Here is a 14,043-nt window from a genome sequence, read left to right as displayed (position 1 = left end):
CCGGTCAGCAGCCTTTATAATTTCACTTTAAATTCAAAGGCCCGGGAAAAAGATGGGACGTCTTTCCAGTGGCATAATAGGCTATCAAGCCGATCCACTCCTGTAAAGCGTCATTGAGTTTAACCAGGTTACCGGAAAAATTCCACTGAATCTGAAAAAGGTCTCCAGGGCGCGTCTCGTGGTCAACAGGATAGGGGATGACCCTCCAGTTGATCTTGGAAAAAATACCCATGGATCTGGGCATGTGGGCAGCGCTGGTGATTAAAACCCAATTTTCACCAGGTTTGGGCTCAATTAACCGACGCGTAAAGACAGCATTTTCATAAGTATTTCTTGATTGGGATTCAAATATCATTTTGGACGTATCAAGGCCCTGCTCTTTAAACAGCATTTTTGCCACTTGGGCACCCTTGTATGCCTGGAAGGTGATATCACCACTGCCAGAGGCAAAAACATGTCGCGCATGGGGATATTTTTTGACCAGCCGGAAAAACTCAAAAAACCGTTCTGAGGATTTGTTTAACTCTACCTGCTGCCAGAGAAATGATTGTTGAACTCTTTCCGCGCCCCCCAGGAGAATGATGCCGTCCACATTATCCGGCAAGTGTCCGGGAGAAGGGAATCGCTTTTCCAGAGGAGAAAGCAATATATCCCCAACAGGAAAAACAGCGATGATCAAGAGTAAAACCACCAGCAGCGTCATCAGACGGGTTGCTCGTTTATAAGAACGGGCCCACAGCAACACAAGGGTTACACCTGATAACAGCACCAGGAGACTGTCAGGGGAACATAGTTTCCAGCCCAATTTAGATATCCAGAAAAATACCGTATCCACGTCCTTCACGCCCCCGTATGCACCCGGTTTGTAATTCTGAGGCACTTTTCCTGACCGGAACCTTGCCTAAGCCTAAAATTACAGCAATAAATAAATTTCTTGTATTCATTTGGTTATTACGTCACCCTATTTTTTAAAATATTCTATCCGCATAACACCCTTTACCCCATAGGTTTATGAATATCACTTTTAATAAAATTGTCCAACAAATTGTTAGTATCGTGCAACGGGCTTCAAGATCGTCAATTCCGGTTCCGTCAACCCGGCCAGAATAGAGAGCTATTGACGCCCTTCTGACGGGAGATTGAAGCAGAGTCTCCTTTTGTTAAGGAACAATTGCGTTGTGTTTAAGCACTTAATCTGTTAGGTTCTGTTAAGCATTGGGAAAAAATATTCTTTCCATTCTGATTGATTGTAATCGAAGAGACTCCTTCTTCCTTACCACAAAATTCTATTTATGATGTGCTTGACTGGTAATAGACATCAATCAGAGATCTCAGTTCAATTCGGTGATTTTAGGGAAAGCCAAACTCTCAGGACTATAATGTTAAATCTCAAAGAATTAGAACAAAAAATTAATGATGTTGACACGCTATAGATTTTCACAACCGACCTCAACGGTCGCTCCTTTAGAGTTCTCTGGCAATAATTTATGCAGCAACTTTGCTGCAATAAGGAAATATTGTGCCGTTTTTAAATGAATTAAAACAAACACTTCCCAATGTAAAAGCCTATAGGCTCATGCAGCAATTGTTCAAAGAGAACCCCGGTCTTTTTGATATCATGGACACTTCAAAAACCATTCTCCAGGCCAAGAAAAAATTAAAAACTTGGGGCCTGGAGGTCCTCCGGGAAAACAAATCAGCATATGCCTATTATCTGCGCAAACAAACCGGCAACCTCCAACTTGAAAAGCTTAGATCCAAAGACTATGCTGCCATTCGCATTCTGGATTATATCCAGCATTCGGGCAGGCAATTTAAGGACCCCAATCTCAAGGGCGAAATTGTGGAAAATGATCCCTTTGCCATTCTCATGCAATGTGCCCGCAAGGGAACCGGCGGCGGTACGCCTGCCTATTTTTATGATATGATTCACCTGTTCAGGCAATTTTCAGGACATGAATACCCAGAACCCCAAAACCGTGAAATTTCAACCTGGATGGACCGATATTCCTCAGGCCTTGATCCTGCGGTCATCGGGCAACGCAAAAAAAACAAGCTTCGGATAATGAAAATCATTATTCAAATAATTGATAAACGAAGGGTAAAAAGCAAGCGATTTTGCTTTAAAAAAGGAATGTCCCGGCAGAAAAAACTGGCCCTTGCCAAAACATGGTGGAATGATCATAAATTTCATCTTAAATTTGCAGTCAGAACCCCTGAAGGTCTGAATGAAATGCTTGATTTCTCCCTTGACAGAAAAACAATGAATACCCTGAAACAGGCCCAGCAAGTCGGCATCCCCTTTTTTGTCAATCCCTACTACCTGTCGCTTCTGGATACCCAGGCCTCCCCTGTTTCTTTGGGAGCGGATCTTGCCATCCGGCAATATATTATCTATTCAAAGGAACTGGTTGCTGAATTCGGAAATATTAATGCCTGGGAAAAAGAGGATATTGTGGAGCCGGGAAAGCCCAATGCTGCCGGCTGGATTGTTCCCGACGATTGCATTCACAGACGATACCCCAATGTCGCTATCTTAATTCCCAAAAGCATGGGCCGTGCCTGTGGGGGGCTATGTTCAATCTGCCAGAGAATGTACGGGTTCCAACATGGTGATTTGAATTTTGACTTTGACAAATTACAAGCCAGGACCTCCGTGGAAGACCGTCTGGAAACCTCGATCACCTATTTTGAACATGACTCACAATTAAGGGACATTCTCATTACCGGCGGAGATGCCCTCATGAGCACCAATAAGACCATTCGAAAAATTCTTCAAAGCGTTTATAAAATGGCCAAACGAAAACTGGCAGCCAATGCAAACAGAAAAGAGGGAGAAAAATACGCACAGATCCTAAGAGTGAGACTGGGAACCAGACTTCCGGTTTATCTTCCCATGAGAATCCAGGCAGGTCTTATAAGCATCCTTGCCGAATTCAAAGAAAAAGCATCCAAAGTAGGGATTCAACAATTTGTTTTCCAGACCCATTTTGAATCTCCCATGGAAATTACCCCTGAAACAAAATACTGCGTGGATCAGCTTAACAACGCCGGTTGGATTGTAACCAACCAGCAAGTTTTCACATCTGCCGCATCAAGAAGGGGGCATACGGCAAAACTTCGAAAAGTACTCAATGATATCGGCATTCTTCCCTATTATGTGTTTACCGTTAAAGGATATATGGAAAATTCCAGCCTGTTTTCACCCAATGCCCGACTGGCCCAGGAAAGCATGGAAGAAAAGCGCATGGGTCTTCTGGAAGAAAAATTCCATCCGGGAATAAGGCAACTGCCCCTGGATGCTGAAAATATAGTTGAGAAACTTTCCCAATTGAGAACAGATGCCGACATCCCCTTTATTGCCTCTGATCGCAATGTCCTCAACCTTCCGGGGGTTGGCAAGAGCCTTACCTTCAGAACCATCGGCATTACCAATGACGGCAGAAGAATCCTTGAATTTGACCATGACGCAACAAGGGAACACAGCCCGATTATAGAAAAAATAGGGAAAATAATTATCATTGAATCCAAAAGCATCCATGATTATCTCCTGCAGCTTGACAATATGGGAGAGGATGTGTCCGAGTATGCTTCAATCTACGGATATTCCCTGAGTGAAACAGAGCCCAGGATGCCGATCTTTGAGTATCCGGCCTATGATTATGAGCCGACACAAACGATAACCAACCTGGATCTTGGGTATTAATTAAATGGCAATCAAAAATAGCGAGTAATGAATGAAATTTAGCTTCAACCGCTGAAAGGTTAAAACCGGCGGGGTGTCACACACTATTCACAAACAAAAAAAGTTTTCAACTAAAAGCTGAAAACCCTTGATATTGGTGGTACGCCTGGCAGGATTCGAACCTGCGACCTACGGATTAGAAGTCCGTTGCTCTATCCAACTGAGCTACAGGCGCAAACAGAAGAGACTTTTAACAAATACAGGTAGTTTTGGCAAGAGAAAAAAATCAGTTCATAACATTTTTTTTGCTGCCCCGGGTCTATCCCGGGTCACCTGGATATTGTTACCCTCTTTTTATCAAATTGCCGGGTCTGAAAATAGCTCTTTATAAAATAATTTCCTGTCCTGTAAAATCCGATTCAAACATAACCAACAATCTGATATAATAGGTTTTACATCAAAAATCCCATCATAGAAGTGAAGAAAATATTCAAAGATTGAATGCCTTTCCAAAACGGGATTAGAAAGAATCGAAGAAGCTTAATAGAGTCTTGATCCGTTTAGCCCTTTCTGTTTATGAAGATGCCATGGCCATGGAGCTATAAACAGCATTTTACCGCATCTGATTCGATTGTCTAAGGTATCACAATAATAAAAGTGGATCAGGCCGGGATCATCAAACTTCTCACCTCAACAGTATTAAAATATCATTTTTCTATGGTAACCAGTCATATCGCAATAAAAACACGCCAGGAAAAAAGAATTTATGCAGACTGGCCGCAAGGACACGCTGTTTAACAGTCTATTAAAAAATACAATAAATTTTAACCGACGGACTCGGGTTCAGGTTCAGAAGACTCGGGTTTAGGAGTCTCTGGGTCTTTTTTATAATCACTCCTAAATTGAAGCGGGGTTATTTCTTCCCAGATCCCAGGAATATTCGTCACATTCTTATCTAACGCAGAATTTAAAGTAGTCTCATCATCATCACCTGATGGGGGAACCAACATAGACAACATATCAGCGCAATGTGTAGCAAAATTAGTTTTAACATCAAGAAACATTTTTGCGACTTTTATAGCCTCACTTGTAACCATCTTGTCATCCTTAAACCAAGTATCAGGTTTAGTCCATTTCCAATCTGAAGGGACATAGTCAGCAAAACGAGAAATTAAATACAGTATTACCCGATCATCAACACCCCTAAATTGAGTATCGACCTTGATAGGGCGATACAAAGAATTACTCTTATGATAATGTTCTTTTTGTATTTTACTTGCGAGAAGAACAGACCATAATATTTTTTCTGTCTCATGATGAATCACATCTACAAAATAGTCATATTCTTCAATTTTAATAGCAGGCAATGCTAAACTAACAGATAATGAACTTAGTTCTATATATACATCTAACATCTCTCGTTCATTATTCAATCCAAGTTTCACCCTTGCATCAACATAAGCAACAATCGAACGTGTTCTATACTCTTCTTCTCGTAAATGTTTTTGTACTTGGCTCCTAAGTACAACTATTGCAGAGTTTCCCTGCTTTAATTTAGAGCCTTTTGCACTAACCTTTTTTTTTATACCTGACACAGCAATACCAGCTAAATTATCAGATAACACCTCCTTTACCGTCTTCGTTAAATCTCCATCTTTTGTTTCTGTCGGATTCGTCATGATGGTTTTTCGTTTTTCAGTAATCCTTTTCACAGCTGCCGCCTTTGCTGTTTCGGCTTTCTTTATTACAGCCTTCCAGCCCTTAGCTTCAGCTTCAGCTGCCTCTTTAAAAGCTTTTTCTGCTGCAACTGTACCTGATTTATTATAGTTAGCAGTTGCTAATCTTAACTTTGCATTCCTTGTTCGTCCTATTTTTTTATTTAGCTCAGTCCACTCTACAGATGTTGTATCTATCTTTTGGCCTGGTTGTGTAGCTCGAACGCTCTTCCCTGGGGGTAGTTTTTTTTTTAATACCTTTTGTCTATTCCAGATATTTTTAAAGACCCTTTCTGATATGCGCTTTGAGGCTAATGACTTTAGTATAGATTTACCAATCATACCAACTCCTAAAGGAAGTGCCGTCCATAACATTTCCACCATAATGTCGCTAGCACGAACCTCAGGCCCTGACTCTAACCATGTAATTCTTTTATCTTGAATTTGATCAACTGCACGCTCCATACCATCATGCAAAATAGTTGAGCTGCGTAATTGATCGTCCAAAGTAGCGTTAATTTCAAGTTGTAAATTAATAAGTTCTTGCTGTCGATCAATATTAACTGATTCAATTCTATCAATAGAATTAGTCAATTTTGCTTCAACGCTCGTATTTTCTTCTTGAGTTTGGGGAGTCGACATAGAACGATCTGCAGCTTCCTCAATTCTTGACATTTGAGCTTCATCTGGTGAACTGTTTACTTCGGTGGAATTTGAAGAAAAACCCTTTACTTCTCTCAATCTAATTGTGGTTTCAGTTGTACCAAACAATATTTCCAAATCATATTGTTTGCCAAAAATATATATAGAATCAGAAACACTATCTTCAACGTATTTCCACTTCTGCTCATAATGCCCCTTTTCTAGAATAACGGCACCATCATCACCTATTTTGAAAAAATTTGTAATGTTACTATCTATGGTACCTTCAAATATAAATTTAATCATTTGCTAAGACTCTTCTTTAATAATTTCTACATGCCATGGATCAAGATTAGGCGGATTTTGTTCTAATCGTTTTTTTCGTCGATCAGTCTCTAATGCTGCTTGACGAACATTTTCAACAACTAAATCCGCATTGGCCTTACGCTCATCTTTATCAATTCCTCTTCTTTCAATAAGGTAAGGTTCTAAACCTTCACATTGGCCTAAAACAGATTCCATATGGACGCCAGGAGTCGGTAAAGAAAACGCCTCAACTTTAGGACAGGGAACATCAATCGGAAGACGATTATCTAAATCTGATGAATTCTTTTGGTAAAGCCAGCTTTCCATTTTATCGGTGATACTATCCTCTAACATATCAATATTTAATGGATACATTGCTTTCTTACCTTTAAACCCTAATAACCGATTATCAATAAACTGTGATATGCCAGCACTTTCTAAACGCAATAATCTATCGTTGGGATCCTCTACACGCCAAATTTCATTTTGATAATAGACCCGATGCTTTTCAATGTGGGAAGTTAATTGAATAAAATCTGCGTGTGCTTCAGCTAATTTTTCATTGCTATAGAGCTCAGACAAGCGAAATGGTTCAACAATATAGTCACTTGTAGTTTCAGAATCTATTAATACAGGTTTAGGTAGAGCTTCTGCTTCTTGTACTAGCTCATAATCTGCAACTTGCCGTCTTGCTTTGCTCAGCATTACACCTAACCCCATATCATCATGATTTAAAGCCAATGCGGTAAACAGAGGAGTACAAATTATAGGCGTTGCATTTACAATAATTAATATCGTGGGCGGTGCTAAGACACCAATTGTTACCGTTAAAGCGGCGCCGGTAACTAACGTTAACATTGAGCCAATGATAACCCCAAGGCCTATCATTTTTAGAGCTGTTAACCAATCATCATCTAAGCCACTTAAAAATATAGCCAACTGACGGATAATTTCATCTTTATTTTTTCCATCATTGAATAAATTATTATCTTCATTATCGATGCTATCTAAAAATCTCATCACTTTATTTCTAAAACCTGGGTATGCGATATCCATCTTAGACCAGTATGAAAACCTACGTATACTTGTTTCTATTTGTTTTAATTGTTCAATATCTAAGGTAAATCCACTATCATTAGGAACAAAGTGCGTCGCAAATTGATTAATGTAGGCAATGGCTTCTTCATCTAATTTTTTAAATTCATTTAAAACATCATAAATGCTTTTTGCCGTTGCAAAAACGCCTTTTAAAGGGAAAGTATTAGGCTCAATATCGTCGGAATCGGTATCAGTATTCAAAAGTGTTTGTGCTAATGCTTCGGTCTGTTTACGGCTATTCTTATACCACTCCTCTGCTAATATAGTTCGTGCAGCTTCAAACCCTCTTTGGTATTCACTGCTTAACAATACTTCTTTAAATCTATGCTCATAAGCTAAAATAGTCGTAACATCAAAGGCGGGAAAATCGGGATTATCTACTAATAAGCACCACTGTCTTTCTTGAGGCGGAGTATCAACAACCTTAGTTGTTGTTCTATAATTTTCTAGTACTTCAAAATGGTGGAAGGTTAAACTTCTAGAAGTATTATGATTTTTTAAGTTTCTAGTAACGCGTTCTTCATAACCTGTTTCGTTAGTTTCAGTGACTTTTACTTTGTGTGTCGACTTAAATTTTTCTACCGCTGATCGAGTGATTTCATTCGTTGATTCTAACGTAGTTTTCATTCCTCGTGATAACTGTTCGGAAATAGAAACCTTACCCTCTGCTTTAACTGTTACACCTTTTATAGGTGGAGTAGCTAATCCACCCTCAGCGCCAGCAGTTGTAGTAACTGCTCGTGTAACATCCAAACCAATTTTAGATGCCGCACTTGTTTTACTATTAATCTGCCGATTTTTTTCATAAGAGTTTGTATTTGTTTCTTCATTTGTGATTGTATTTTTTTCCCAGTTGAAAACTTCAATCATTAAATTTTCATCTGGAGATAAAGTAGTTGAATGAAGAAGTGCACCACGAGAATAACCTAAAAGCGCCCATTCTTGTTCATATGTTGTTACAAGTCCAATTTCATATTTTGGAAAAGTACGTTTTGCAACAACAGGTACTCGCTTGCTTTTTATCCAACATTTATTTGCTCGTGGGTCACTTTGCATATTATGTAAAGCATACAAAATGTTGTCTGTAGCACGGCGCCCATAATCATTCACTTCACGAATCAAAATATTTAGCCTTTCGCAAAACTCATTATCTTCTAAACCAGTTATGTCGGGGTTATATTTATTTTTTCTATCCTCTGGGACGGAAACCACGATTTTAGACTGTTGATATTTGCGAGTATTTGTTAGTATTTTGGCCTCTTCATGATTTTCTAATACTATTTTATGCTTTTTTCCTTCAACCGTAGAAAAAATCATCCCATGCGTCATCAATTTTTCCTGTTTAGATGCGCTGAGTTTTAACTTATGTAATTTCCCTTCAGTCTGACTACTATGCAGTTTTTCGATTAAATCAAAATTAGAAATGACAATTTCTTCTAGCTTGACTTTGACATTGATAATTCTTTTTGTTTTAGTGTCTCTATAAAAAATTTGACCGAACTCCAATAAGTCACTTCTGTTTTTATCGGACAGAATTAATTCTTTATCTCCATAAATAGGGTTCTTTCTATTTTCAACATCAGGATAATCTATAAAAACATTATCTGAGGATAGTGATTTTAATAGCTCTTCAGTATTAGATGAAGGTAAGAAGGTATAGTCGGGAAAAACTACATTATCATCATGTAAAGTTACTTTTTTATTTCCGAATCTATTCTTTAGAAGATAATGAGCGGACAACCCCATCATTATAGTCTTCGATCCTGTTGTATTTTCTTCAAAGAGGTCGTTGAAAAAATCATCGACGGAAATAGAAACTATCGATACCTCGTTGAAAGAAAATGTGTTTTTTATGGGGTTTAAAGGAAGAAGTTTATTACATGTTTCAAAAGCATTATCGCTACCTTCCTTTCTTTCGAATAATTGGTAATTGTTATCTTTATCAATATTATTATCCATTTCTTGCTCCCCTTTACATATTAAAAAAATACTACGCCTGAATAATTATTGAACTGAGACCTTTGATTAATTTCTGTGTTCATTAATTTTGTTTCATAAAATCTCAAATTAATCCAAAATTCCTTAAATTAGATTGTTTTTAATCAAAATTTCCATGATTTCCGTTCATTTTTTGACCCATTTTTCCTCTCAAATGGCACTTTTCGACATTTGGATTCCACCATCTCTTTTCGATGTGGCCCCGGTAAAGGTTACATCGAAGCCAATTTTATCTAACTTTTCCGCTACAAATCGCTCAACTTGAAATGGCGACAGCTCGTGAAGGTGTTTGGGATCATCTTTAAATAAGATAATCAAGTTGGGGGTGATGTCAACATGCGTAATTACTGTACCGGTTTTTGGACGTTGTCCCTCGTATTAATCCGTACTATTTGAAATTATGGATAATTTAGTCTGATGTAGAAACCCTGGCCCTCTGGGCCAGGTCAGAGTGCAGTGGCTTTGCCATCTGTACGACTCAATGTTACTCAATATTCGAAGTTGTCCCCACAACAAACGAGTAAGGAGTAACAAATGAGCCGATTCCAAAAGTTATCACAGACATTATGGTGTTGCCAATACCATATTGTCTGGGTTCCCAAATACCGCTTCAGGATTTTGAACGGTGACGTGGCGAGAGAGGTTGCCAGCTGTATCAGGGCATTTTCAGAGCAAAAAAAGTGCAAAATTGTTGAACTGAATGTTCAAATTGATCATGTCCACTTGCTTGTTAAGGTGCCCCCAAAGATTTCAATCTCAGATTTTATGGGGATTATAAAAGGGCGTACCGCAATCAGAGTGTTCAACAAGTTCAAACATTTAAAATGCAAACCCTATTGGGGTAACAAGTTTTGGGCCCGCGGATACTGTGTTGATACGGTTGGTTTGGACTCTGAGATGATACGAAAGTATGTGAAGTATCAAGAACAAAAAGAAAAACGGGCAGAGCAACGAGACCTGTTCAGCTGAAATTAATTCGGGATAGCTTCCCTTGCCCCCTCAGGGGGCAAGGCATACTAAACCCCTTTTAGGGGTAGCCCAAGGCCTGGCCCTCTGGGCCAGGATATTTACTCTACTCTCCTTTTTGACGTCCCAAAAGGAATGACTGTAGCCAGAGTCCACTCCTGCCTCATATAATTTTTATATATTATAAAAAACAATTCGGAAAAAATATCGAAAAGGATTCCCTGGCTTATATATTTGAATAAAAAAATCAAGACTGGAAAAATCCTCTACACCATATGTGGGGGTTGCCCAAATTTCTTTAGAACGGAGCCCTATTGATAATAGTCTGGGCCTTTAAAAATGGCATTGGCAGAGAGGACGTATAGACAAAGTCTGCACCATATCAAAATGGGTAAACCCTTCCTTTTATCTCCAATAAAGATGATTCCAGGCACAATAATCAGAATATCTCGTCAAACCATATGATTTGATTGCTAAGTTTCATGAAAAGCGACAGCTATACCATGAAAGTTCTCATTGGAATCACCGGTATAATCTGCCTGTTAGGAGATGTCAGCAATAAAGCGCATGATGATATGTGATTGTTGACAAAACCTCTACTATCCTTCGTCTGGCATCAATATACATACTGTTTAAAGCCTTTTGTATTATCCTTGACAAGAGTCTGTTTTTTGTACTATGGAATGAGAAATTCTCTGAAATATATAGTAGCTTAACCATCATTCTGAATTGGTTTTTCTTAGTTTTCTTTCTGCTTAAATCTACGTTCCTAAAAAAGTCAGAGAAAATTTAACGACATAAAATTGGAGGAGACTATATCCATCAAATGGAAAGCAACTCCATTTTTCTTAACTATTCATGCTTGAGGTTATATTATGGGAAAAGTACATATAATAATTGTTATATTCTTTGTAGCTCTTATTTTAAATTCTCCTGTTGTTGTCGGTGCAGATATAAATGACGGATTGGTTGCTTTCTATCCGTTTAATGGAAATGCTCAAGATCTTAGTGGGTATAATAATCATGGAACTGTTTTTGGTGCAATACCTGTTTCGGATCGTTTCGGCAATGCCAACAGTGCCTTTCTATTTGATGGAATCGATGATCATATTGATGTGCCGCACTCCCCTTTACTGCTGTCAGGGGATATAACTTTATCCGCATGGATTAAAACTGAGTATGCGGGCAATAAATTTATTGTAACTAAAAAACCGCTCTGCGATTCTGATGAAAACGGTTATGGGCTACTTTTGAGAACTGGTAGCTATGTCGCGTTTGTAGTAGGTACAGAGTGTATCGGAGGCCACATTCAAAGCGTTAATCCTATTGGAACGGATTGGGTCCATATTGCGGGCGTTAAAGAAGGGAATAGCATTTATCTTTATGTCGATGGTGAAGCGAGAGGGCCTGGCAGCCTTGGCCCTGCTCATTCAATTTTTACCTCGACCGCTGATTTTAGAATTGGAATGGCAAATGGAGGACACGAATCTTTTGAGGGGCAAATTGACGATGTGAGCTTCTATAATCGGGCGCTTTCAGAAGCTGAAATTCGTGAATTGGCAGGGTTTAATGCATATTATTGTGATGATGACAATGATGGATATTATGATGTAGCAAGCGACGGCTACTGCATTGGTGAGGGATGTCGCCCTTCCAGATGTCAGGCTGCGCCCGGCAATGACTGTGATGATACCCCGATGTCCGGTGCTGTGACCTATCCTGGTGCACCGGAAATCTGTGACAGACTGGATAATAATTGCAATGGCGCGGTTGACGAGGGGCTGGATCAGGTGAACAGGGTCAGTGGGACAGTTTATTATAGCGGATCTCAGACCGGAAATATCCTGGTGGCAGCGGTGGATGGCAAGAATAACTTCAGTGCGGTAGCCCAGGTAATACTTGTTCAGCCCGGTCCTTATTCCCTGGACCTTCCTTCCGGCACTTTTTATATCGTGGCGCAAATGGACACGGATCATTCTGGTGTCATATCCATTGAAGCGTTCCAGCAGAATAAACCATCTGGGCACACTGATTCCGGTTGTGCCATGGATGATGATGCCATTGTTTTCCCGGGCTGCGCCTTGGAAAATATGGATATCTATTTGACAGATTTTGTAGAGGCATCCATCCTGCACAAGAGTGTTCCAGTCGACTATTTTTCCGGTTACGGCGGAGATATGGGGTATAATGATGGCGATCTGTGGATATGCGATGAGACATGGACGGGAAACAGTTTTGATATCCATCAGGTGAATCCGGCAAACGGTAATCTTGTTCAGTCCTTTGATCTGAATATCGATCATGTAACCAGCCTTGAATGGATTGGAAATGACATGTGGGTCTGTTTCAAAGATTATAGTCAGAATGCCTGGGTGGTACGCCAGTATCTGTTTGATGGGACAGCATTTACACCGGGCGCTTCCTATAATCTCCCGTCAAGTATGGACAGGGATCTGGTCTGGAGCATTAATATTGCCTGGGATGGAAACATGTTGTGGGCACAGGAGAGAGGCGGCTGTGTAAACATATACCAAATTGATCTGTCCAATGGATCGATTGCCGGGACAATTTTTGCAGACAGTTTTGGATACAATAAAAAAGTGGATCTTGGCGATATAACTGATATTTGCTTTTCAGGGGGATACCTATGGGCAATGGACGATGAGAATCCGCTTTTTGTCCGGGTGGAACCCGCCTCGTCTTATAGCATTAATTATACATTTGACCGCAGCCTTTATGCTTTTGACGATAATGCACGGTATTACGGCATGGTCAAGCATGGGGATATATTCTACCTGCTGCAGAGAACCGATGTAGAAGGCAATGAACCTGTGAGCAGTTATAAAATTTTAACAGCAACCCTTGATCAATGTTTGTTTAAAACGATAGACTTGGAAACCATTGCAACCGGGTTCGGTCAGACAGCCTGTGACCAGGCCGGTTCCTGCAGAGGAGATGGTGATATTGATAATGATGTTGATGGTAAGGATTTATGGGATGTTCTTGACTGCTTGGAATAAGAACGGAATAAACCGGTTCAACTGAATTTGTTGCGATTACTTCCATAAATGAGAGATTGTTTTTTGATCGGTTTCCGTTTGTCATGTTCAATTTTAATATATAGCCGTATATCACTCTGAATTGGAAAGATCTGCGTCAATTCTCTTTGAAAACTAAAAGTATTCGCACCAGCATTTCGATTGCATGTAAAGCAATTTGGATAATTTCCGAATCAACTTTTTACATAGCTGAATGACCATTTTTCCAAAATTCAAAATTCTCAGCAAGGTTGAAACTCACGGCATAACTTGCATAACTAATTACACCTTCAATGATCAACAATTCAAACGGTATCTTTGATATTTCCAATGAGTAATTTATCAACTGCAACCCAAGAGAGAACTTTAACGTGAAGGTCTCGCTTTTTTAATATTCTGATAGACACAAGATGTTGTTTCTTTCTTATTTCTCTTCCCAGATTCAAAATTCCACTATATGGGAGATGCCAAAATCAAATTTCAAAATTCTCCATTATTGTATATTGGAGACCAACCTTATTTCGGTCAAGGCCCCAAAAAAAATTGTTCCGAATCGGCGAAAATGTTTTTGATATATTCGTTTAATTTTGGATAC

Annotated in this window: 6 protein-coding genes and 1 tRNA gene; 3 read left to right on the top strand and 4 right to left on the bottom strand. The window is 39.4% G+C overall.

The features are described from left to right. Positions 1-22: 22 nt before the first annotated feature. The gene (locus ACZ45G_RS08725) at positions 23-880 is read right to left on the bottom strand and encodes a YdcF family protein (RefSeq protein ID WP_464177073.1); all 858 of its coding nucleotides are present in this window, start codon (positions 878-880) and stop codon (positions 23-25) included. A gap of 639 nt (positions 881-1,519) precedes the next feature. Here ACZ45G_RS08725 and ACZ45G_RS08720 point away from each other — a divergent pair. After that, entirely contained in the window at positions 1,520-3,706 is a 2,187-nt protein-coding gene (locus tag ACZ45G_RS08720) for a KamA family radical SAM protein (protein ID WP_464177071.1), read from the top strand. A gap of 137 nt (positions 3,707-3,843) precedes the next feature. Here the strand turns inward: ACZ45G_RS08720 and ACZ45G_RS08715 are convergent. From ACZ45G_RS08715 to ACZ45G_RS08705, 3 genes are all read right to left on the bottom strand, one after another. Then, positions 3,844-3,920 (bottom strand) — tRNA-Arg (locus ACZ45G_RS08715). 589 nt (positions 3,921-4,509) lie between these two features. Beyond that, positions 4,510-6,348 (bottom strand): hypothetical protein, encoded by a 1,839-nt coding sequence (locus ACZ45G_RS08710; protein WP_464177069.1) that lies wholly within the window; start codon positions 6,346-6,348, stop codon positions 4,510-4,512. A 3-nt stretch (positions 6,349-6,351) separates the two neighbouring features. Beyond that, complete coding sequence (locus ACZ45G_RS08705) at positions 6,352-9,405, bottom strand: hypothetical protein (protein ID WP_464177067.1); 3,054 nt, start codon at positions 9,403-9,405, stop codon at positions 6,352-6,354. Between the two features lie 573 nt (positions 9,406-9,978). On the opposite strand from ACZ45G_RS08705, the gene tnpA reads away from it, so the two are divergent. After that, positions 9,979-10,413, top strand: a complete 435-nt coding sequence (tnpA, locus tag ACZ45G_RS08700; RefSeq protein ID WP_464177064.1) for an IS200/IS605 family transposase — start codon at positions 9,979-9,981, stop codon at positions 10,411-10,413. An 872-nt stretch (positions 10,414-11,285) separates the two neighbouring features. Further along, positions 11,286-13,430: a LamG-like jellyroll fold domain-containing protein gene (locus tag ACZ45G_RS08695; RefSeq protein ID WP_464177062.1), complete on the top strand. Its 2,145-nt coding sequence runs from the start codon at positions 11,286-11,288 to the stop codon at positions 13,428-13,430. Positions 13,431-14,043: the final 613 nt, after the last annotated feature.

It is taken from the genome of Desulfoconvexum algidum (assembly GCF_055382125.1).
This window is presented reverse-complemented; position numbering and strand designations above follow the sequence as displayed.

Bases quoted from the DNA above. Each gene is read 5' to 3' on its own strand.
- tnpA (WP_464177064.1), top strand. From the start codon at position 9,979: ATGAGCCGATTCCAAAAGTTATCACAGACATTATGGTGTTGCCAATAC.
- ACZ45G_RS08705 (WP_464177067.1), bottom strand. From the start codon at position 9,405: ATGGATAATAATATTGATAAAGATAACAATTACCAATTATTCGAAAGA.
- ACZ45G_RS08695 (WP_464177062.1), top strand. From the start codon at position 11,286: ATGGGAAAAGTACATATAATAATTGTTATATTCTTTGTAGCTCTTATT.
- ACZ45G_RS08710 (WP_464177069.1), bottom strand. From the start codon at position 6,348: ATGATTAAATTTATATTTGAAGGTACCATAGATAGTAACATTACAAAT.